Origin of the sequence: Ammoniphilus sp. YIM 78166 (assembly GCF_004522215.1) — a bacterium.
Classification (GTDB): domain Bacteria; phylum Bacillota; class Bacilli; order Aneurinibacillales; family RAOX-1; genus YIM-78166.
In genome coordinates this window covers 701580-722726 of sequence record NZ_SDLR01000001.1, presented here as the reverse complement: position 1 = coordinate 722726, position 21147 = coordinate 701580, and the positions used below count along the sequence as shown (strand labels likewise).

21 protein-coding genes are annotated in these 21147 nt (G+C 44.5%); 4 read left to right on the top strand and 17 right to left on the bottom strand.

The window, feature by feature from the left end; genetic code table 11:
• Positions 1-6 precede the first annotated feature (6 nt).
• The 6 genes from EIZ58_RS03540 to EIZ58_RS03515 all read right to left on the bottom strand — a co-directional run bounded on the left by EIZ58_RS03540 (position 7) and on the right by EIZ58_RS03515 (position 5362).
• Positions 7-1839 (bottom strand): ATP-binding protein, encoded by a 1833-nt coding sequence (locus EIZ58_RS03540; protein ID WP_134699132.1) that lies wholly within the window; start codon positions 1837-1839, stop codon positions 7-9.
• A gap of 33 nt (positions 1840-1872) precedes the next feature.
• Positions 1873-2874, bottom strand: a complete 1002-nt coding sequence (locus tag EIZ58_RS03535; RefSeq protein ID WP_134699131.1) for a DNA double-strand break repair nuclease NurA — start codon at positions 2872-2874, stop codon at positions 1873-1875.
• A gap of 81 nt (positions 2875-2955) precedes the next feature.
• Positions 2956-3633, bottom strand: coding sequence for a DUF4230 domain-containing protein (locus EIZ58_RS03530; protein WP_167577468.1), 678 nt, complete (start codon positions 3631-3633; stop codon positions 2956-2958).
• A gap of 56 nt (positions 3634-3689) precedes the next feature.
• Positions 3690-4268 carry a YqaA family protein gene (locus EIZ58_RS03525; RefSeq protein ID WP_240688928.1) on the bottom strand — a complete coding sequence of 193 codons (579 nt, stop codon included), beginning with the start codon at positions 4266-4268 and terminating at the stop codon, positions 3690-3692.
• Between the two features lie 110 nt (positions 4269-4378).
• Positions 4379-4783 (bottom strand): PDDEXK family nuclease, encoded by a 405-nt coding sequence (locus tag EIZ58_RS03520; protein WP_134699129.1) that lies wholly within the window; start codon positions 4781-4783, stop codon positions 4379-4381.
• A gap of 60 nt (positions 4784-4843) precedes the next feature.
• The gene (locus tag EIZ58_RS03515; RefSeq protein WP_134699128.1) at positions 4844-5362 is read right to left on the bottom strand and encodes a DUF309 domain-containing protein; all 519 of its coding nucleotides are present in this window, start codon (positions 5360-5362) and stop codon (positions 4844-4846) included.
• Between the two features lie 57 nt (positions 5363-5419).
• On the opposite strand from EIZ58_RS03515, the gene EIZ58_RS03510 reads away from it, so the two are divergent.
• Together EIZ58_RS03510 and EIZ58_RS03505 are read left to right on the top strand one after the other, a co-directional pair.
• On the top strand, positions 5420-5947 hold the full coding sequence (locus EIZ58_RS03510) for an MgtC/SapB family protein (RefSeq protein WP_134699127.1): 528 nt from the start codon (positions 5420-5422) through the stop codon (positions 5945-5947).
• A gap of 1537 nt (positions 5948-7484) precedes the next feature.
• Positions 7485-7778: a hypothetical protein gene (locus EIZ58_RS03505; protein ID WP_134699126.1), complete on the top strand. Its 294-nt coding sequence runs from the start codon at positions 7485-7487 to the stop codon at positions 7776-7778.
• Positions 7779-7855: 77 nt separating this feature from the next.
• Here EIZ58_RS03505 and EIZ58_RS03500 read toward each other — a convergent pair whose 3' ends face one another.
• From EIZ58_RS03500 to asd, 8 genes are all read right to left on the bottom strand, one after another.
• On the bottom strand, positions 7856-9154 hold the full coding sequence (locus EIZ58_RS03500) for an acetyl-CoA hydrolase/transferase family protein (RefSeq protein WP_240688927.1): 1299 nt from the start codon (positions 9152-9154) through the stop codon (positions 7856-7858).
• Positions 9155-9218: 64 nt separating this feature from the next.
• Positions 9219-10304, bottom strand: coding sequence for a DmpA family aminopeptidase (locus tag EIZ58_RS03495; protein ID WP_240688926.1), 1086 nt, complete (start codon positions 10302-10304; stop codon positions 9219-9221).
• Positions 10288-10785 (bottom strand): metallophosphoesterase family protein, encoded by a 498-nt coding sequence (locus EIZ58_RS03490; protein ID WP_134699125.1) that lies wholly within the window; start codon positions 10783-10785, stop codon positions 10288-10290. The genes EIZ58_RS03495 and EIZ58_RS03490 overlap by 17 nt, the downstream gene beginning before the upstream one ends.
• Before the next feature lie 101 nt (positions 10786-10886).
• Positions 10887-13361 (bottom strand): DNA topoisomerase IV subunit A, encoded by a 2475-nt coding sequence (gene parC, locus EIZ58_RS03485; RefSeq protein WP_240688925.1) that lies wholly within the window; start codon positions 13359-13361, stop codon positions 10887-10889.
• Between the two features lies 1 nt (position 13362).
• The gene (locus EIZ58_RS03480; RefSeq protein ID WP_134699616.1) at positions 13363-15324 is read right to left on the bottom strand and encodes a DNA gyrase/topoisomerase IV subunit B; all 1962 of its coding nucleotides are present in this window, start codon (positions 15322-15324) and stop codon (positions 13363-13365) included.
• A gap of 146 nt (positions 15325-15470) precedes the next feature.
• A complete protein-coding gene (locus EIZ58_RS03475; RefSeq protein WP_134699124.1) occupies positions 15471-15836 on the bottom strand; it encodes a hypothetical protein in 366 nt (121 codons plus the stop codon).
• 140 nt (positions 15837-15976) lie between these two features.
• Entirely contained in the window at positions 15977-16381 is a 405-nt protein-coding gene (locus tag EIZ58_RS03470; protein ID WP_134699123.1) for a S1 RNA-binding domain-containing protein, read from the bottom strand.
• 99 nt (positions 16382-16480) lie between these two features.
• Complete coding sequence (gene asd / locus EIZ58_RS03465) at positions 16481-17323, bottom strand: archaetidylserine decarboxylase (RefSeq protein ID WP_134699122.1); 843 nt, start codon at positions 17321-17323, stop codon at positions 16481-16483.
• A gap of 122 nt (positions 17324-17445) precedes the next feature.
• On the opposite strand from asd, the gene EIZ58_RS03460 reads away from it, so the two are divergent.
• Complete coding sequence (locus tag EIZ58_RS03460) at positions 17446-17886, top strand: hypothetical protein (RefSeq protein WP_134699121.1); 441 nt, start codon at positions 17446-17448, stop codon at positions 17884-17886.
• 78 nt (positions 17887-17964) lie between these two features.
• On the top strand, positions 17965-18609 hold the full coding sequence (locus EIZ58_RS03455; RefSeq protein ID WP_134699120.1) for a hypothetical protein: 645 nt from the start codon (positions 17965-17967) through the stop codon (positions 18607-18609).
• Between the two features lie 104 nt (positions 18610-18713).
• On the opposite strand, the gene EIZ58_RS03450 is transcribed toward EIZ58_RS03455, so the two are convergent.
• From EIZ58_RS03450 to EIZ58_RS03440, 3 genes are all read right to left on the bottom strand, one after another.
• A complete protein-coding gene (locus tag EIZ58_RS03450) occupies positions 18714-18914 on the bottom strand; it encodes a hypothetical protein (protein ID WP_134699119.1) in 201 nt (66 codons plus the stop codon).
• Between the two features lie 246 nt (positions 18915-19160).
• On the bottom strand, positions 19161-20276 hold the full coding sequence (locus EIZ58_RS03445; RefSeq protein ID WP_134699118.1) for a PRK06851 family protein: 1116 nt from the start codon (positions 20274-20276) through the stop codon (positions 19161-19163).
• A gap of 141 nt (positions 20277-20417) precedes the next feature.
• On the bottom strand, positions 20418-21005 hold the full coding sequence (locus tag EIZ58_RS03440; RefSeq protein ID WP_134699117.1) for a hypothetical protein: 588 nt from the start codon (positions 21003-21005) through the stop codon (positions 20418-20420).
• Between the last annotated feature and the right edge of the window lie 142 nt (positions 21006-21147).

Sequence of the window (21147 nt, the reverse complement as noted above, 5' to 3'; positions counted from 1 at the left end):
CTCTCCTTACGCGAGACAATATTCTGTTCCAAAAATGCCTCGTTCTTTGTGAAGCTTACCCTCGTCTACATAATCTTCTAGCATGGTGATGATACGGTCCCGGGTGAGTGGCATTCCCAGCTTAGCCTGCCACTCGGCTACGTCAATATTGCCAGCCCCGCAAGGAAAGAGCTTCGCTTTAAGAATTTTGTCCCATAGCGCATCTTGTTGACCTTTAAACTCCGTTTCGAGCTCGTCGAATGGATTAAGCATATGCGGACTGCGTGTTTTGGACACACGGATACGAACAAGAATGCTTCGACCGGTCAGAGACGAAGATATAAATGCTGTACCGGAAGGTAAATAAGGCAAGCGTCTGGTCTCTTCTGGAGACAGATCGGTTTCCTCTTTAATGGTTTCAATATCATTGGAGTTATTGGTCTTAAACACAAATTTGGTTGCCAACTGAGCTTTTACGGTTGAATCCAGCGTAGCAGGACGTTGAGTGGCGAGTACGAGAAATACTCCATACTTCCTGCCCTCTTGGGCAATCTCCTTAATAATATCCTTGGTCGGCGAACGCTCGTCCCCACCTGCTGGAGCAAAGTTGTGCGCTTCATCGCAAACGACGATAAAAGGAGGAAACTTGGTCTCCGGATTTCTTCCTTGCTGTAGAGCATCCTTGTATTCTCGTCTTTTTTGATAATAGCTGCGGGTGAGATAAGCAGCAAATAGGCGAAGCTGCTTAATCGGGCCTCGAATGGTAACCACCTTTCGAGAAAGCATATCGGCCTCCACCTGCCGGGCATCTCCACGAACCAATCCAGTTAGATCTAGCATATTCAAACGCGACAGAACCGCATCCACAGGTCCAATATGGGTAATTTTATCTTTGACGCTGTTGAGCAATCGGCTGAGCTCCCGGCCGCGCTCGTCCGAGGTTTGAAGGCTTTTTTCTTCTTCCATCGCGGTCTTCAAGTTATAGACAATATCACGGAAACGCTCAAAGGTCATGTTTTTGCGGTGCAGGGTTTCAACGACATTTTCCTGCAGCGGACTAAGGAAGGATCCTAACGAGTTCAGCAGGCTGACCACATCTTGGGCAGCTAATTCCGTGAAATCAATTCCTACATCCTTACCCAGCGTATACTGGGCCGTTCTTTTGCGGAAATCCTCAGCAAAACCAGCTGGCAATCCATCAAAAGGCACATCAAAAGAAAGCTCAAAATGAGGGTCGAAAATGATGGTCGGCACTTTTTTCTTAATGATCTCCTCCAGCAAAACACGCATTCCAAAGGACTTTCCAGAGCCTGACCCTCCAAAAATACCGATATGCGGATATTCATTCATCGCTCGATAATCAAAAATAAAAGGAACGCCTGTTTGTTCCATTACGCCAAATCTGGTGTCATATAAGGGAGCCACGCCCGTCAAGCCTTCAGGCAGTTGTTTTCCTATCTCTTCCGTACCTACCACAACACCTAAAGTCAGGCCATCCTCCGGATACTTTCGTATCAAAAGCTTCTCCACCTCATGGAAGGCAGGCACGCGGACCATTGAACCTGTGGTTACCGGTGTCGCAACCGAATCCAGCAATCGGATCTTGGCCACATGGATGACGTCATCCTGGATGGAATACCCTGCTTCCTCTAAGCTAGAAAGGAAGGTCTGATCGAGCTTCATTCCACTATCCATCTCCAGGGGAATAAAACGATTATAAGATTGAGTTGAAATCACTTCCCCTTTTGGGAAATGTAAGCGTTCGTCCTCGATCATCAAAATTTCATTCAAATGAAAGGGCCTGTCCTTCGATGCTGCAAATACTTCTTGCGGCGTCGTAATACCGACAATATGAATCATATTGCTCCTTCTCCTCCCGTGCTTCTCCTTAATTTATATATCTCTTCGACTCCGTTGGCTTACTAGATATTTCTCTACCCAAGCCGCAGGAAAAGTTTTTCGAACGATGGCTTCAGTTTCCTTGTAAGAAAGCTTAATTTCATGGTCAACACGATCAATCCAAAAAGGCACCCCGCGTCCAGCATCCAAAGTGTTCGTATATAAAAAACGGAGCGCAGTCAACAGCTCCTGCTTCTGCTCTTGAAATACATCGCAGCCAATGATCGAGGGATGCTTGGAGAGTCTAGCAAAGCAAGTATAATAACGGCCAGAAAACCCTTTATGCTTAAGGCCTTCGTCTAGCAGCAAGGCTTCACCGGGTTCCAGCACGCCAAAAAGAAGCTGGCGATCAAATGGAAGCAATCTCCCGTTCAGTTCATCTGCAAGAGATCTAGAGATAAAGTTGGTTCCTACCTCTTCTATAATCCCTATGGAGAGAATTTCCTTCTGTCTTGCCAGAGCCGTATATTCCTCCCAGGATAGGAAGGCCTTGGACTCATAGCGGACAAACCCTCCGTCAAACAGAACCAAGCAAGGCTCCTCATGCTTTAATAGCTCGATAGCTGCTTCCACTTCCAACTGAGCCATTCGTTCATCCTTGTATCGATTATAAGCTTCTTCTTCTCGTAAGTTATGCCGCTCTTGGTAAGCAGCGATACGTTTTTTATCCCTTTGACTCATGGGAGAAACCGCGTCTCCTGCTAGGTATTTATCACGCTTTGTCGTCATCGCGCCAGCCTGAAGCAAAGCCACCGTCCCGGGGTAGCTGCCGCCAAAGGAGTTGGAGGAGCCGTCGACGCCTGCAACCGTTCTTCCTCTTAAGTAGTCAGCAATTTCTTGCTTGTCCATACGCTCTACTTTTAAGAAGGTTCCAATCCCTTGCTCCTGTATAAGCCGACGAAGCTGGCTTGGAGTATGCAAGGCTTCAGCATCTTCCGTCCATTCCTCTAGAAGCTGTAATATGGTATGACGTAATCCGTCAGATAGAGACAACATGCGAACACCTCCCGAACATCTGTTATTCTCAGTGTACCAGCAGGGAAAAATAAAATCATCAGGAAATTCATCCTGATGATTTTATTGGAAAGTAATCTCTGCTTGATATCCTAATCCTTCCAAATAGCTTGAAATCTGGGATGCCGCTTTTTCTTCGGCTTGTGCAATAATGCCAGATTCTAACGCTTTCTTCCGGAAGCTCTCTTTTGATTCTAGTAGTAATCGGTTTCGGTCATCTATAGAAATTCTGCGAAAAATCATATCGGCTTCCCCAGCAAACTGAAGCTGACTATCCACAGAAAAAATCTGTGCACGCGGAAACGTGATCTTCACTTGCTCGCCCTGCTTAAAGACAGTCAACTCAGATTCCTCTAAATTAATTCCTGCCAGGACGGATGCCGTACCTGTAGCGAGAAGGGACTTCTTCAGCTGGAAAAGGACGAGGTCCTTCTGGTCATTCCATTCAAAAATATCAGAGTAATGGTGCTGGACCGTAGCTAGCTTTGAAATCGTTTGTACGCTCGTAAGAATGGAAGCTTCTTGTCGTTTTTTTTCCTTGGCAATAACAGAAAAACTAACAAAAATAGTAAGGGTACAAATCAATAAAATAATAGCGAATGTGGATGCGACCAGTGTCCATAACCGCTTGCGCCAGGCGTTTTCAATCTGAAAAGCCAGCTCGGTTGCAGTAGACACCTCTGTTGCAGCTGTAAGAATTTCATGGATGGACTTCTTGGGATAAAACACGACGCTGCTCACCACCCTAGCACAATCTCAACATCATTATATAGTACTTACCTAGTTTGTACATTATACTAACGGTGTTTTTTCTTCTTGAAAATATACCCTGCAATCAAAACTAACGCAGCTACCGCAAAGGTAACAGGCCCCAAAAATTGAGAAATCAAATCCATCGCTCGATCTCCAACAAAGTAGATAGCACCAGCGATAAGAAAAAAACGCGCCCCCCGACCAATAAGTGAAGCAAATAAAACCGTTGGGACATTCGCCTTAAATACCCCGGCTGCCACCGTGAACACCTTAAACGGAATAGGGGTAAAGGCCGCGACAAAGATGGCCCAGCCTCCGTATCTTGAAAAAAGGCTCTCTACTCGCTGGATTTGATACTCGCTAATAAACTTCGATAGAATGGGTCTCCCTAGCCATCTTCCAATCCAAATGCCGAGAAGAGCTCCAAGCGTAGAAGCAATCGTCGTGGCTAGAGCTAGCAGCCAAGCAGTATCTGTATCCATGAGAGCAAGCGGAATCAGCAGGACATCTGGCGGAATAGGAAAAAAGGCCGACTCGAAAAAAGCCATCACGGATAGTCCCCAGATTCCATAATCCAATAACACATTAATTACTTGATCTAACCACATATGTAAAGAAGACATCATATTCTCCCTGAACTTTTTTCATTCGTCTCTACTATTAGGCCATAGTTATAGCTAATTTGGCAAGCCTTTTTGCGAATTAAAAACACAAAAGCTCATATTCTGGCGAATCAGAATATAAGCTTGGCCATGGAAAGGTTTTGTTCGATTTTCTGTACGCAAACTTTGGGTCGTTGATAGATTTCTCTTGGACTCAGCCGGATCACTTTCCAGCCCATCTCACGTAGGAGCCGTTCTTTTTTCCTACATTTAGCCCATTCTAGGTCAGTTGCCTCCCAATTATTCCATCCGCAAAAAATAGCCACCTTGCTGTAAGGAAAAGCGATGTCAATCTCAATTTTTCCCACGACATACTCCACTTCAGGATAATACCCCTCTTTCCATAAGGCCCGAAACAGGTATCTCTGACAGGAACGACTACACTTCGCAAACTGTGGGGCCTTTGTTCGGTAGGTCCACGAAACAAAAAGCAAAAAAAGGGTAAGTAGGATTAATGTGATTGCAATGGCAGCCATAATACTTTAAACACCTCCGTTCAAAGTATGGCTATCATTACCATGAAATATTCAGCAACCTCAATCTTCTTTTCTTGCTTTTTGTCTCTTTAACCGCTCCATCTCTCGGGCCTGAATCACATCTGAACGATCTCGCAAAGAATGACGGTGAACGAGCTCCGGGTCCGTACTACTCTCTCCTTGCCACTCAAATCCTCGTTTCTTGCATTCAGCCTGACACCGGGCAAGAAGTTCCGAATCAACAAGGGGCAAATTCAATTCACGATACGGGCGCTCAAGGGCAATTTCATCTAGTCTATCTCTTACGAGCTCTGTGAGTTGCTGATAATCCAGGCCTAATTGCCCGCAGTCCCTTGGATCCAAGCGGTTCAAGTGACTTTCGATCATTTTCTTGGCTCCAACCAAATTGCCTCTACGATGATGATAGAGTCCAACTGCTAGCTGAATCAGAGCTACCCAGATGTCAGAACGAGGTTCTTGCGACTTCCAATATTCCTCAAGGATTTCATGACATTCGAAAAAGTCTCGATCCCCGTGAAAGTGTACTAGATAACGTATGTATTCTTGTGGATAAATCATAGCATCTCCTTCAAATTCATATTTCATTTTGCTGGCTAATATAATAATAAAACAATTATGCAACCTTTTCGAACGTATTACCCAAAGAAAGGGGCGTTCTCTATCGAACTTTCTTTATCCTTTAATGATTTGGAGCCTTATTTAAAAATTTTCGTCGCAGTGGCTGTAGGTTTCCTGATTGGATGGGACCGAGAGGTTAAACATAAACCCGCTGGAATAAAAACCTACTCCTTCGTCACTGTCGCCTCCACTCTAATGACCATCATTTCTGTAGATCTATTCCATGTCTATGCACAGGATGGCGTTACCATGATGGATCCCGCCCGTTTAGCTGCGCAAATCCCTCCAGCCCTTGGTTTTATCGGTGCAGGCCTGATCCTAAAGCAAGGAAGAAGAGTTTCGGGGCTTACTTCCGCTTCTATGATCTTATTTGCCGGCGGTTTAGGAATTGCCATCGGAGCTGGATACTATGGCCTTATGACCTTTAGCGTGTTCTCCATGCTGATCGTCATCAAGCTAGGTAACGCCATAGGCAAGCGATATAACTCTGCTGATGAAGAAATATCAGAACATATGGTAGATTGACATCCTCCCCCCACTTTGAAGTGGGGATTCGCATGGGCACAAGACAACAGCGAATTCCAGTAAATCATACGACCGCTTTGATTCCTCCACTTCGGCTCTGGGGCGGTTTCAGTGTATCATTCGACCGCTTTGATACCTTCACTTCGGCTCTCGGGCGGTTTCAGTGTATCATACGATTGCTTTGTTACCTCCATTTCGGCTCTCGGGCGGATTCAGTGTATCATACGATTGCTTTGATACCTCCATTTCGGCTCTCGGGCGGATTCAGTGTATCATACGATTGCTTTGATACCTCCATTTTGGCTCTCGGGCGGATTCAGTGTATCATACGATTGCTTTGATACCTCCATTTTGGCTCTCGGGTGGTTTCAGTGTATCATACGATTGCTTTGATACCTCCATTTTGGCTCTCGGGCGATTTCAGTGTATCATACCACCCGTTTGATACCTCCATTTCGGCTCTCGGGCGGATTCAGTGTATCATTCGATCGCTTTGATACCTCCATTTCGGCTCTCGGGCGGATTCAGTGTATCATTCGATCGCTTTGATACCTCCATTTCTGCTCTCGGGCGGTTTCAGTGTATCAAACCACCCGTTTGATACCTCCATTTCGGCTCTCGGCGGTTTCAGTGTATCATACGACCCGTTTGATGCCTCCACTTCGGCTCTCGGCGGTTTCAGTGTATCATACGACCCGTTTGATGCCTCCACTTCGGCTCTCGGGCGGTTTCAGTGTATCATTCGATCGCTTTGATACCTCCATTTCGGCTCTCGGGCGGTTTCAGTGTATCATACGACCCGTTTGATGCCTCCACTTCGGCTCTGGGGCGGTTTCAGTGTATCATACGACCGCTTTGATACCTTCACTTCGGCTCTGGGGCGGTTTCAGTGTATCATACGACCGCTTTGATGCCTCCAGTTCGGCTCTGGAGCGGTTTCAGTGTATCATACGATCGCTTTGTTACCTTCATTTCAGCTCTCGGGCGGATTCAGTGTATCATACGATTGCTTTGATACCTCCATTTTGGCTCTCGGGCGGATTCAGTGTATCATACGATTGCTTTGATACCTCCATTTTGGCTCTCGGGCGGTTTCAAAAACTTCGCAAGGTGCTCTAGCTAATTGGAATTATTACCGGTATGGGAGCAACTTGCTTGGTTTCGTGATCAAATCACTTGAATTAGTTGGAATCCTACCAGGTACGTGAGCATTCGGACCCTGCTCGTGAGCATCCAGACCTGGAACCAAGCCACGCAGTCCCGGATCAGGTTGCGAGGACAAAAAAAGCCTAAATACTTAAAAATCAGCTTAACTTGGGAGGCACTAAACCTAAGTTTAGATTGCACTTATAAAAAACAGACCTAATACCATACAAAACCTTGAAAAAACTCCCTCAGTGCATCACCAATTTACTTGGTTTCGTGACTATCCGACCCAGATAAGAGGAACGAGCTCTCACTTACATGTTTTTGTAACCTATGTGTAACCGCTTACGTATATGATATCAATAATACCTTGCTGAAAGGGGGTTGGGGGTTGAATCAGCAGAGAAGAACGGAACCAGAATTCCCTTATGACCGCCATCAAGTGCGAATAGCAGAAAAACAAGAAGGCGAACTCCATGTCATCGATATCTACATAGAGGATCGCCTGGTCAATCGAAAGCTTTTTTTCTCCCTCCAAGAAGCCAATATACACATGTTCAATCTAGAACTCGCCATCCAACTTGGTGCCCATTTTAATGCTGAAGGCTATTGGGCTTTCAGCAACTATCCGCCACACCAAAGCAAATCACTTCAAGAGCAGTACTACCGCTTATCAAAGGGATAACAAAAGAGGGGATCCCTAGGAGTCGATGATTCTATCGACCTTTAGGGACACCCTCCCGTTATACCTCTAAATCTAAATCAAATTAAAAATCCCAGCTTTCTGGCTTCAAAGGTTAATTCATCACGGAACTTAGGATGAGCAACGCTAATGAGGGCCCGTGTTCTATCCGCGATGCTTCTTCCCCTTAACTCAGCAACCCCATATTCTGTGACTACCCGATCCACATCATTTTTAGATGTCGTTACCGCTGAACCTAACGAAAGTTGAGGACGAATTCTCGATATCGTGTCTTGTTTGGTTGTAGAGTGCATGCAGATGAACCCCTTCCCCTGCTTGGCGAATCTCGCCCCCCTCGCAAAGTCAGATTGGCCTCCACTAGAGCTATAATATTTACCTCCCACCGTTTCCGAAGCGCATTGCCCAAAAAAGTCTACTTCCGTCGTAGCATTTATAGAGATCATTTTATCTTCTCTAGCAATTAATCTCGGGTCATTTACTTCTTCAACGGGCAAAAATGAAACTCCTGGATTCTCATGAATGTACTCATACAACCGATTCGTGCCAAGCGCGAAAGTGGCCACTACCTTACCGGGATGAGTCTTCTTGGCGACTCCATTCACCACGCCTCTTTCTACAAGATCCACCACTCCGTCTGAAAGGAGCTCCGTATGTATTCCTAAGTTTTGATGATGATTCAGCAGACTGATGACGGCATTGGGTATAGCTCCGATACCGGCTTGAATCGTTGATTCATTCTCAATCTGTTCAGCAACATACGTTGCGATTTGACGGTCGATATCCGTAATCAAAGGAGGTTGAACCTCATGCAGTGGGTAATCCTCTACAATATATCCCTCGATTTGGCTGATATGAATCTGATTCGCGCCAAAGGTGCGAGGCATATTCATATTGACTTCAAGAAAGAAGGGAACCTTGCCGATGAAGGAAGAAATATAATCGGCTTGCGTGCCGAATGAAAAATAGCCATGCTCGTCAATGGATGAAGCACAAGCAATAACGAGGGACGTTTTCGTGGTTTCTCTTAGAATTCTTGGCACCTCATGAAAATGATTAGGTACCAAATCACAATTGCCCTCTAAAAAAGCCTTGCGTGACGCGCCACTTAAAAAATAGGCTACGTGCTTCAAGTGATCTACATATTTACCATTAATATAGTCTCTTTGGCGAAGCGCATGCATCTGGTGAATGCGAACCTGGCGAAACTGAGTGGCATGAGCTTCAATGCAATCTAGTAGGACCTTGGGTTCTCCATTTGCCAATGGCAAAATAATATCATCACCATCCTGAATGAGGGCCAGTATATCCTCCGGCTTTTTGCGCTTCTCTTTCAATAAGTCCATTAACGGTGTAGTCATCCATTTTCTCCCCCGAACCCTATCTGAATTCCTAAACTGCCTTTATGGTAACATATTACATCACTTAAAAAAGTGAAGAATATCTGAACTTTGATACATAAGTTGGTAAATATTCTTGTAGGGATTTTCTCTGGTGTCCATCTCTCCCTATTATAGTCGTCGCCGTTACCATGGAATTCAAGATGGACTCCTCTACCGCCTCACCAGCTGCTCGAAATACTGAATCAAGATAGTGATCATGGAATACAGACTGTTGCGATATCGCTACGCTAGGGCTATGCGGCACTTTATTCGCTGTACTAAAGGCTATTACAATGTCTCCACTTCCATGACCAATATATGATCCTGTCCGGCTTAATCCTACCGTTGCACGCTTCGCCACGCGCTTCAGCTGTCGGTCGCTTAAGGGAAGATCCGTTGCCAACACGATGATAATCGAGCCCTTATCTGACTCCTGCTCCCCCCTCTCCTCCTCTTCTTCTAGAATCCACTGTCCAATGGGTTGACCGGCAAGAAGCAAGTCCTCTTTCTGCCCAAAATTAGATAGAACAAGACAACCGATCATATAGTCCTCGTGTTCTACTCTCCGGGAAGCTGAACCAATCCCTCCTTTTAAGCCAAAGCAAGACATCCCCGTCCCTGCTCCAACCGCACCTTCTTCAAATTCCGCCTTGGCCTGAGTAATCGCTTCCCTAACATGCTCCTTTTTTACATGTAAACCTCGTATATCATTCAAATACCCATCATTGCACTCCGCTACAACAGCATTTACAGTACCCGTTGTGAGCCCAATTTCCTCATTTTCTTGCAGCATATAGTTGACCAATCCCTCAGCTACCGTTCCCACACTCAAGGTATTGGTCAAAAGAATGGGGGTCTCAATCGTCCCTAATTCTTCAATCTGGATCGTCCCTATCGTCTTCCCAAAACCGTTTATGACATAACTCGAGGCGGCCACCTTTTCTTTAAAGCAATTTCCTCCGTGAGGGAGAATAGCGGTAACACCCGTTTGAACAGACCCTTGTCTTAAGGTCACATGGCCGACCTTTACGCCGCTTACGTCAGAAATTCGGTTTAAGGGTCCCGTTGGCAGGGTACCAATCATGATTCCATAATCTCTTATTCTCTTCTGGTTAGGATTTGTCATCATAGTAAAAGTGCTCCGCCTTTATGGTATCAGTTAAAGTTAGAATACCATAGGAGTATCGTGGCTGCCGTCTCTTATCGGTAGGTGAGCCGGGATTAAACAAGATCACGCCCTCATGCTTCATGAGAAAAGGAACATGAGAATGCCCGAAAAGAATCACATCTGTTTTTTCTTCTTTGAACGCTTCCCAGGCACGCGCTTCCGTTGTTTTGCGCATTCCATCTCCATGGACCATACCAATTTGGAAGCCGCCAAGATTCAGGATCTTTTTTCTCCCAAATCTTGCGATAATTTCTTCTCCGTCATTATTGCCAGCCACACTATCTATTGGAGCCAGCTGCTCAAACGCTCGAATGACTTCCGTTTGGGTCCAATCTCCAAGATGTAAAATAAGTTCTACATCCTTAAGGCCTTGGATTAGGGCATCGGGAATGACCTTTCCTCTAGAGGGCATATGGGTATCCGAGACGATTCCTATTTTCATCACTACACCTCGTTTTTGTTATAGTTTAACATGATCTTACGTGACACAAAAAGACCCCGCGCGACATACATCGCGCGGGGAATATCGAATTTTGCGCTTACCTAGGAAATATCTTCTTCCTCATCAGGCTTATCATCAAGAATTAAGGGCCGCTGATAAATTTTAGCAATCTCCGTCCCCTTCTCTAGGGTCAACAGCTCTTTTCCTATTCCTCCCTGATCGGATACATCAATTTGCTGGAAATTCACAAGAGCTTCCTGTCCCTTATTGGTTACGTAATAAATATCGCCGAGAGGATCGGTCTCAAGAATAGCGTAGATGAGTCGGTGTGGCTTGGTTTTCCGGCGTTTGATGACCACTAAGCCTTTTCCGCCCCTAGCTTGAACAAGGAAATCCGACACATAAATCCGTTTTCCTACACCTTCTGCGGTTAAGATGGCCAATATCCGCTCATCTTCCTCCTTTGTAATAAAGGCCGCCACCAGTTCGTCTTCATCTGCGAGCTTCATCGATTTAACACCCGCCGTATTTCTTCCCATGGCGCTTACTTCCTTTAAGGAGAACTGAATAGCCATTCCTTCTTTACTTACCAGAAGCATATGATTCTCTTCTGAGGCTATAGCCACATGGATCACGGCGTCATCTTCTTTTACTTTGGCTGCTACAATTCCACGCTTCTTAAAGTTTGTACTGTAGTCAGATAGTGCCGTCTTTTTCACTAGACCTTTCGCCGTAGCAAAATGGACAAAAAGCTCCGGTTGATTAAAATCTTCAACAGGGATAATCCCGACTACCTTTTGCTCTTTCCCCAATCCCACGACATTAACCAAAGCCGTCCCGGGATCCTTCCATCTAGCATCCGGAATCTCATGAACAGGAACTTGATAATACATCCCATCATTCGTAAAGAGCAATAAGGAGTGAATCGTATTGATTTTACGGAAGAATCTGATCCGATCCCCATCTTTCACCCCTGCGGTTTCGAGGGTTCCCCCCGAGCTGCTAAAGGAACGCATGGATACTCTTTTAATATATAAGTCTTCAGATAGGGTTACTATGACATCTTCCGAAGGAACGGTAATAGAAATATCGACAGCAATTGCTTCGATTTCATCCTCTATGACCGTACGGCGTTCATTACCATACTTATCCGCGATCTCCATTAACTCTTTTTCTATTACTTTCTTAAGTCGAGTCTCGCTTGTTAGAATGGTATTCCATTCTTTAAGTTTCTTATGCAGTTCCTGTTCTTCTTTTTCATATTTTTTAATATCTAGCTTCGTTAGCTGATGAAGTCGGATATCTAAAATGGCTTCCGCTTGATCATGCGTGAAATCATATTTTTTCATCAAGTTTTCTCTAGCGTCTTCTCTTCCGTCTGAATCCATGATCGTGTCAATCACTTCTCGTAGAATCGAAATCGCCTTAATGATGCCTTCTACAATATGAAGACGCTTTTCCGCTTTGTCATAATCATATTGAGTACGTCGGGTAACGATTTCTTTCTGATGCTCGATATAAGCCTGAAGGATTTCTTTTAGCCCCATTTGCTTCGGGTGAGTATCCGATATCACCAGCATATTGAAGCTATATGAAATTTGCAGATCGGTCTTTTTATAAAGATAATTGAGAATGCCGTCAATCTCGGCGTCCTTGCGGACTTCTAGAACAATACGAAGACCCTCGCGGTCCGTCTCGTCTCGCACCTCTAGCAAACCATCCACGTTTTTATCAATAATCTCTTCATCAATTTGCTGGACAAGGGCTTTTTTCTTAACCGTATAAGGAATCTCGTCAATAACGATCAGCTGTTTCCCCTGCTTGCCTTTTTCTATGTGGGTTTTAGAACGAATCACGATTCGTCCTGAGCCCGTCCTGTAAGCCTTTTTGATTTCTGACTTTCCTTGGATAATCCCGCCTAAGGGCAGATCAGGCCCAGGAATATAGGTCATGAGTTCATCTAGAGATAACTCCGGGTTCTTCAAAAGAGCGACGGTTCCTTGAATGACTTCACGCAAATTGTGCGTAGGAATTTCCGTTGCAAAACCAATGGAGATACCCGTGACCCCATTGACAAGCAAATTCGGAAAACGGGAAGGCAATACGGTCGGCTCTTTGGTTGTGTTATCATAGTTAGGAATAAAGTCAACCGTATCCTTTTCAATATCCCTTAGCATCTCCATCGAGATGTCCGTCAGTCTCGCTTCGGTATACCTCATGGCCGCTGCCGAATCTCCGTCAACGGTTCCCCAATGACCATGCCCATCAATAAGCGGTTCCCGCATTTTATGTTTCTGAACGAGGTTTACCATGGTTTCATAAATCGAAGAATCACCATGAGGATGGTAATTTCCCATCACATCTCCTACCGTCTTAGCCGACTTCCGGTAAGGTCTGTCCGGTAAATTCCGCTCTTTATACATAGAGTATAAAACTCTTCGCTGTACAGGCTTGAGGCCATCTCGAACATCGGGAATCGCTCGCGATAAAATGATATATCGTGCATAGTCACTAAATCGAGACCGATACACGTCCCGAACACTCATTTGCACATATTCCTGGTCATAAAGACTCACACTATTCCTCCTCAACAACAAACTTCACGTTCTGCTCAATCCATTCCCGGCGGGGAGGTACCTTATCCCCCATTAGAATGGTCACGATTCGTTCCGCTTCCGCCGCGTCTTCAATATCAACCTTAATCAATCGGCGTGTTCCTGGGTTCATCGTCGTATCCCAGAGCTGTTCTGCATTCATTTCGCCCAATCCCTTATAGCGTTGAATCTCCGCGCTCTTACCCAGCTTCTTCATCGCCTGACTGCGTTCCTCTTCGGACCAGCAGTAGACAATTTCCTGCTTCTTTTTCTCTTGTTTATACACCTTATATAACGGCGGTTGAGCGATATAGACCTTACCGCGTCTCACCAGCTCAGGGAAATAGCGATAGAATAAAGTCATTAAGAGAATTTGAATATGAGCGCCGTCGTAATCGGCATCGGTCATGATGATAATTTTGTCAAAGGCGCATCGATTGGGATCAAATTCATCGGCAATCCCTGTTTCTATCACTTCGACAATCGTGTTGATCTCTTCATTCCCATTAGGTCCAATAATTTCGTAGATCTTTTTCTTCTCTACGTTAATCGGCTTTCCTCTTAGGCTTAATACCGCTTGAAAGTTCCGATCACGTCCGTTAATTGCCGAACCGCCCGCACTGTCACCCTCTACAATAAACAGCTCATTGCGATCCGGGTCCCGCTTGGCCGGGGGCGTAAATTTATCGCTGATGCTTTTTCTCCCTTTTTTCTTCTTTTTGCCTGGATTTTTCAGCGCTTCGGTCGCTTTTTTAATCTCTTCCTTGATTCGGCGGGACTCAATGGCTCGGTCAATGACAAGCTTGGCGATTTCCGGATTCTCCTCCAAGAAGTACACCATCTTCTCTCCCACAAAACCTTCTACGGCCGACCTTGCTTCTTCGCTTCCTAGCTTGTCCTTCGTCTGGCTCTCAAACTGAGGATCGTCAATCCGAATGCTAAGAACCGCCATATATCCTTCGCGGTAGTCATTCCCAGACAAATTCTTATCGTTCTTCTTCAGGAAGTTGTGCTTGCGAGCATAGTCATTTAACGCCTTCGTCATCGCATTACGCAATCCAGATACATGGGTTCCTTCATCAATGGTGGGAATCGTATTGACGTACGACAGGAGATTTTCAGCTGAAGAGTCATTGTATTGAAAGGCAAGCTCGACTTCGATGCCTTCCTTTTCCCCTTCAAAATACACAATATCGTGGAGGGTAGTCTTCCCATCATTCAGATACTCTACGAACGCTTTGATCCCTTCTTCAAAGTGGAAGGACTCTTCCCGGGCAGGAACCACTCGTTCATCCTTAAGGTGAATGGTTACCCCCTTGAGGAGGAAAGCGTTATCCTTAAGCCTTTCTTTGAGCGTTTCAAAATCAAAGTGGGTTTCACTGAAAACTCGGCTGTCTGGCTTAAATCGGACCGTCGTTCCTGTTTTATTTGTTTTTCCTGTAACGACCAAATCCGTAACCGGGTGCCCTACCTTCGCTTCTTGGCCACTGGACTCTGCAATGTATTCAAATCGCTGTTGGTAAATTTGGCCGTCTCGGTGAATTCGAACCTCGAGCCACTCTGACAAGGCATTCACCACGCTTGCACCTACACCATGCAAGCCTCCTGACTTTTTATAGCCGTCCCCGCCGCCGAACTTTCCTCCAGCATGCAGCACCGTAAATACAACCGTTGGCGTTGGGATCCCTTCGTCCCGGTTCATTCCCGTAGGAATTCCTCGGCCATTATCCTCAACGGTAACGCTATTGTCTTTATGTATAGTCACACGGATGGAGTTGCAGTAGCCCGCTAGCACTTCATCCTTGGAATTATCAATAATCTCCCAAACTAAATGGTGTAATCCTCTCATACCGGTAGAACCGATATACATACCCGGCCTTACCCGGACTGCAGTTAAACCTTTGAGGACTCTTATATCGTCATCGCTGTACAGCTTCACGTTCATTTGACTCAACTTAGACTTCCCCCTTTGCTTTTAAAATGTACTGGTTTTTTACTGATATTGCAAGAAGGAATAAAAAAAGCCTGTAGCGAACGCATGCCAAAAAGGGCCAATAGGCCGGAACATCCTCCGACCCATTGGCCACCATACTACTCCTTTTGATCCTCAATTGCCATATTCTTCATCGTTCTCTTAACAAGATCAGCAATATTATTCCCGCAATCTGGACAGAATTTAATGGTAACCGCGTGTACCTTGCCACAAGAGTCGCATTCGATCAAATCCTTTAACAGCAATATCTTTATTTTTAAGTCATTCATCTGACGGTGAAGATGCTGGAGCGCATGAACTTGGGCATTGATGTGATTCCGCGTTTCCGGTTGTTCGATCGCAGGATCTCGAAACACCTTTTCTCCTATCGATTCGTAGAGCTTATCAGCGTCTGCTTCCCATTTTTTGAGTTGTGTGTTCATCTTGTTTACTTCTATCGCGTCCTGGGATTTGCGAGTAGCCATGTCTAAGGTCCCTTTAACCTTGTTTAAAAACCTCATTTTACTTAACCTGCCTTCCGTTTCAACAAAAGTTAGTTAAGTATATGAGGCAGAAAAGAACCACAGAACGCCTATAAAATGAAAAAAACCACTCAAGGAGTGGTTTATCTTCTTTTTTCACGCTTGCCAAGGTCGCTCATCTTGTCTTCGCTGGACTTCATCCACTTTTTCATAAGTCCTTCAAAGTCATCCTTCTGAGGTGGTTGGAAATTACGGCCACCAGGACCACGGTCTTCGCGTTTTCTAAACGGAGGACGATTGTTCGGCTTAGGCTCCTCGTTGATTCGCATGGTTAAGGAGATTTTTCCGTCTGGTTTGATTTCAGTAACTTTCACCTTTACCTTGTCGTCCACTTTCAGAACTTGGTTGATATCTTGCACGTAAGAGGAAGAAATCTGTGAAATGTGAACAAGACCTTGCTTGTTATCGCCAAGGCTAACAAAGGCTCCAAATGACTGAACCCCAACAACTGTACCTTCGATAATGTTACCTACTTCAATCGTACTCAAAAAATGTTCCCCCTAAACTAATATGTACAATATAAAATATACATCAAAAATGGAATGAAATAAAGAGTCACACCGATAAAAAAATTGGAAAAAGCAATCTTATCCTTTCCACTCGCCGATTTGCTCGCCCATTTTCACTACCATTCCCTCGCGAAGATGATCAAGCCATTCTATTTTTCCTTGTTCAAAAACAAGGACAACCGTCGAACCAAATTCAAAGTATCCTAGTTCTCCACCGCGTTCCACATGGACTTCTGTAGGCAGTTGCCGATGCAAAATCGTACCTGCCTTTACATTTGTCGCTGCTTCTTTACTATAACCCACTTTCACACTTCCTACTACCGTTGCACCTACCTTCACTACCCCTACTTTCCCTGCAGGTGACTGAATGAAGGTAACCAGGCGCTCATTCATCGCAAAAAGACCTTTTACCGCACGGACTCCGAAGGCATTCACAGGAAACAAGGTCCCTGGAAGATAACTATAGCTGGTAATGTCTCCTTCCACAGGAGAATGAATGCGGTGGTAGTCTCGCGGACTCAGGTATATGGTAATGAATCGTCCTCCCTTAAACGTTGAGGCCTCTTCTTCTAACAGCCCCAGTAAATTCCACACGGAATAAGTAACCCCTTTGGCTTGAATCAATTGTCCCTCTGTAATCTCTCCAATCGCAGCCACTTTTCCGTCTGCAGGACTGACGATGGCCTGTGGGGAAGCCGCAATAGGACGAAGCTCTGGTTTTAGTTTACGCGTGAAGAAATCATTTAATGAACGATATTCCGTCACGACTTTTTCAGCTTCTTCCAAAGGAATGTTGAAAACCCGAGAGAATCCAGGTATCAAGCCCTTACTTGCAGGGTGTTGAGCTAGGCGGCCCATTAGTCTTGATAGAGCATGTGTGGGCATGATTCTCATAAGTTGCAACAAGATGTAGTCTTTCATGATTTTCCTCCACCAGGCAGTTTTTCACATTACCCCTTATTTTAGTCCATGGAGTTGTAAAAGCAAAGAAATTTCGTGTTATAGTATAAATAATAATGTCTACAACGAGAGGAGTACGGCCTTTGTCAGATCAACACCTCATATTCTCGATTGACCCTGGCGAGCACATCGGGTATGCCGTGGCTTGCGAAGCTAAGGTGCTCGAAGCAGGAGTCATAACTGGAACAACAGAACGGGAACGATTTAATCTCCTTCAGAATAAACTTGAATTTTTTTGCCCCGATATTATTCTGATCGAAAATAGCTATAAGTATAAAAAAAAGGTAAGTCATATGCTGAAGTCCTTCCCCGAGGATCAGCGCCCCTCCATCTTTCTTAGGGATGCTAAGCAAGTCCAGTTTCGCCTGTTCGGGAAGCCCTACGGAAAATACGGTAAGGAAAAGACCCTTCACCGCCGACAACGAGACAATATGGTACAGGAATATTTTGGGGAATTATTTGAAGTCCATGCTAATGATGCCCTGTTGTTAATCGTGGATTGGAACCATTTCACTTCACTTTGATTGCCACATACATGGACCGGTGATATACTCTATTTGTTATAAACGAAAGTATGTTTAAGATTTTTCAAGGGGGAGCATATGCTTAAAAAAGGCCTATTAGTTACTGCCTTTCTTGCCATGCAGCTTTTGATAACAGGCTGTGCTCAAGAAAAAGTAATGGACACTGAATTTATTCGATTACAAAATAAGGTTAAGGACCTAGAGACCGCCCAGAAGCAGAGAGATGATCAGTTGGCTGACATGTCACAACGAATGAGCACCATGGAAACCCAATTAACTAGCCAAGCGGATCTACTAGGTAAACTTGCAGAAAACACAAAACAAGACGCGGCTTCAAGCGAAGTGAAATTCCCTGTTGTGATTCAAGATGTCAAATTGACATCTGAGAAGATGGATGCACAAGGAAGAATCTGGGGGCCCTTTAGCTTAAGCGTTACTCTTTACAATGGAACCGATCGCGTCATCATGGACAACCTCTCGGCCATTATGATGGAAGATCATCCTGAGAGCCGATCAGAGATTCCTAAGATCCAAAATTACGTACAAAAATTTGAAATTAAGCCCAATGAATCAAAGGTTATCACTTTTAGCAATTTACCTGTTAACCAGCCTTCCAAACGGTTGAATGTTATCGTTAAGCTATTAGAGCAAACCAGAAGTGAAAAGGGTACACCTGGGAAAGCCACCTGGGTCGTGGTACCGACCGTCATTTCTGAACCTTAATCGTAACAAAAGGGTGCCCTCCGAATAAAAGCGATCGCTTCCCGGGGGACACCCTTTTCTATTTGTAAAAAAATAAGGCTCCTATCTTCGTGAACAGGAGCTTATTAAAATCCTACGATTTGGGGGGCTTGTCTTCCATTTTTGACGAAGTCGTATTGGTAATTGGCATGTTCCTGCTTGACACGAGACAGGATCCATCCTTTTCGGTTCATACCATCTAGTTGTTCCGTAGACAGCAAGCCTTTAGTGACGATATAGTGGTGTCCTCTGATTCTTTTGCCTATTAAAAATACTTGATTCTCCATGATTTCAACACCCTTTGTCATGTTTTTGCCATAAACCCGTCAGTTATTTCGTCAGCATGCTGCAAACTTCTTCGTTATCTTCTTCCTTGTCTATAATTGTAAATAATTAGGATTAAAATTCCAACATAAATCGTTCGTTTTATTTCGACTCCTTCTAACAATTTATCTTAAAATTCTTTCAATTACCCCGTTCCTTTTCTACACAAAAAAGGAAGGAAAAGGGTTCTACCTCTTCCTTCTGCTCTTTTACTCTGTTTCTGTCGAAGCCGCAATTTGTGCTAACTTGTCGATTTCCTCTTCGATTTCGGCCTTAATTTCATCTACGATGTCAAAATTCATTGCGGCCACATAAATTTGTTCTAGCTCATCGTGCAGGGCTTTTGCCTTTGCAAGATAGCTAATGGCCTCCTTCATTTTACCGCTGTAGCGGTTGGAGATCTCTTCAATTTCTGCAGCATACTTCTCGTCTGTACCCGGAGAGATGGCTCGTTGGTACATATCTACAATCTCATCATTTTCTCGCTCTGGGAAGTATTCGTGAGGGGCGGTGCTATCAAAAATAGCGATGCCGATTTCCCTAACAATCACCATATCCAGGCTATTCGGATCAAACCCACAGTGATAGATCTCTACATCTAACCCTCGCTCTTCAGCGGCAGCCGCAAGTTTTTTTAACATGGTTGATTTTCCGGAGCCAGGGCGTCCCTTAATAAAATAACGTTTGGCGACATCTTCGGTTAGGTTCGGGATAAAATCGACTGCTCCCTGTGGCGTCGCCGCACCAAGATAACGGTGTCGAATATCCGATTTTTTGTGTAGAGAAATTTCGCCAAAAAAACGCTCAATTAATTCATTCGTTAACAGATTTGCTTGATTAAAGTTCATATTTTCGATGTATATTTTTTCCCATTCATCATGTATTCGTAACGCCTCTCCGAAAGTGGAGTAAGCCGTGTTAAATGAATCAGTAATCTGAGAGGTAAGATTCAGTATTTCTTTCTTTTGATTCGCCAGCTGGCTGGCATTCCACGCGGCTCCCAGATTCACGTACTGTTCAATCGCTCCAGGTGCCTTCGGTTCAATCACATGTGGAGCTGTACCATCGACGATGCCAAATCCTATGGCTGGAATGATCAATGCATCAATGGAATCATTGTCTGATGAGCAATGCAATAATTCCAAATCATAGCCCTGATCAGAAAATTTTTTTCCAATGCTTTTCATTAAAGAAGACTTCCCCGTTCCTGGTCCTCCTTTTAAAATGAAAAGACGGTCAAGACCTTGAAGATTTGAATCATAAAAATGGCGGAAGCCCCGAGCTGTATTGCCTCCTGCATAGTAATTTCTTATTTTTCCAGCCATCCTAAACACTCCTCTATATTTAGTGCAAACAGGTTAGCTCCTGTACGTACTTTTAGCTTATGCAGAGAAGGAAGGATGGGTGTTAGCCTAATGGCATACAAAAAGCCTTGAAGATTTAACTCCTCTTCAAGGCTTACCTAACTAATGTAAGTGTTCTACATGACGGGACAGTTCTAGAACGTCTCCGCCACCTTCTGCTTTGACCGCATTGGCTGTAGCCACGGCCTTAACATCAGATTTGAGCAACACGGTGGTCCGAATCAGTTCTGATTCGTCATCGATGGGGTTAAAATAGCATACCAAGGTATCTGATCCGTCGATACGCTTAATCGAAGCCTCTTCTAGATAGCCCATAAAGTCCATATCTTCGTTGTAGCGGATATATAATAAGTCATCTTTATATTTTTCTTCTAACATGCGTGCCACTTCATGACCATTATGGTACTCCACTTGCATAGTGCCTAGATGTGAAAAGTTTTCAAAATCGTCTTCCCATAGCAGATCATCAAGGTACAATTGCAGTTCTTGTTCTTCTAGAGTAGACAATTCTCTTTTCCTGAATATCCTCATTTCTTCATCAGAAAAGGAAACATCTGCAATTTCTTCGCCATCACGTTCTAAAGTGATGTCTAATGAATTTAACCCGCTGTGCCCAACTCGATAATCCCACTGTTTCAAGTCGTAAATAATAGAAGAAATTCCCATACGGAGCTGATCTTGATGCTGCAACACCTTCGCCTCCTCAATTGGAACTATCCATCATTATTACCTTGACAACGGCACATTATGTATGTTAGAAAAACCCAAAAAAAGGCTTCTCCGCTAAGGAGAAGCCAATAACTCTCAACCAACTAGGTATAGTTAATTGATA

What these genes read in the sequence shown, in the direction of transcription:
- EIZ58_RS03525 (WP_240688928.1), bottom strand. Translation starts at nt 4,268, where the DNA reads ATGTCTTCTTTACATATGTGGTTAGATCAAGTAATTAATGTGTTATTG.
- EIZ58_RS03520 (WP_134699129.1), bottom strand. Translation starts at nt 4,783, where the DNA reads ATGGCTGCCATTGCAATCACATTAATCCTACTTACCCTTTTTTTGCTT.
- EIZ58_RS03510 (WP_134699127.1), top strand. Translation starts at nt 5,420, where the DNA reads ATGCAACCTTTTCGAACGTATTACCCAAAGAAAGGGGCGTTCTCTATC.
- EIZ58_RS03490 (WP_134699125.1), bottom strand. Translation starts at nt 10,785, where the DNA reads ATGAAAATAGGAATCGTCTCGGATACCCATATGCCCTCTAGAGGAAAG.
- EIZ58_RS03480 (WP_134699616.1), bottom strand. Translation starts at nt 15,324, where the DNA reads ATGAACGTGAAGCTGTACAGCGATGACGATATAAGAGTCCTCAAAGGT.
- EIZ58_RS03445 (WP_134699118.1), bottom strand. Translation starts at nt 20,276, where the DNA reads ATGGCTGGAAAAATAAGAAATTACTATGCAGGAGGCAATACAGCTCGG.
- EIZ58_RS03455 (WP_134699120.1), top strand. Translation starts at nt 17,965, where the DNA reads ATGCTTAAAAAAGGCCTATTAGTTACTGCCTTTCTTGCCATGCAGCTT.
- EIZ58_RS03540 (WP_134699132.1), bottom strand. Translation starts at nt 1,839, where the DNA reads ATGATTCATATTGTCGGTATTACGACGCCGCAAGAAGTATTTGCAGCA.
- EIZ58_RS03535 (WP_134699131.1), bottom strand. Translation starts at nt 2,874, where the DNA reads ATGTTGTCTCTATCTGACGGATTACGTCATACCATATTACAGCTTCTA.
- EIZ58_RS03515 (WP_134699128.1), bottom strand. Translation starts at nt 5,362, where the DNA reads ATGATTTATCCACAAGAATACATACGTTATCTAGTACACTTTCACGGG.
- EIZ58_RS03475 (WP_134699124.1), bottom strand. Translation starts at nt 15,836, where the DNA reads ATGGCTACTCGCAAATCCCAGGACGCGATAGAAGTAAACAAGATGAAC.
- asd (WP_134699122.1), bottom strand. Translation starts at nt 17,323, where the DNA reads ATGAAAGACTACATCTTGTTGCAACTTATGAGAATCATGCCCACACAT.
- EIZ58_RS03450 (WP_134699119.1), bottom strand. Translation starts at nt 18,914, where the DNA reads ATGGAGAATCAAGTATTTTTAATAGGCAAAAGAATCAGAGGACACCAC.
- EIZ58_RS03500 (WP_240688927.1), bottom strand. Translation starts at nt 9,154, where the DNA reads ATGACTACACCGTTAATGGACTTATTGAAAGAGAAGCGCAAAAAGCCG.
- EIZ58_RS03495 (WP_240688926.1), bottom strand. Translation starts at nt 10,304, where the DNA reads ATGATGACAAATCCTAACCAGAAGAGAATAAGAGATTATGGAATCATG.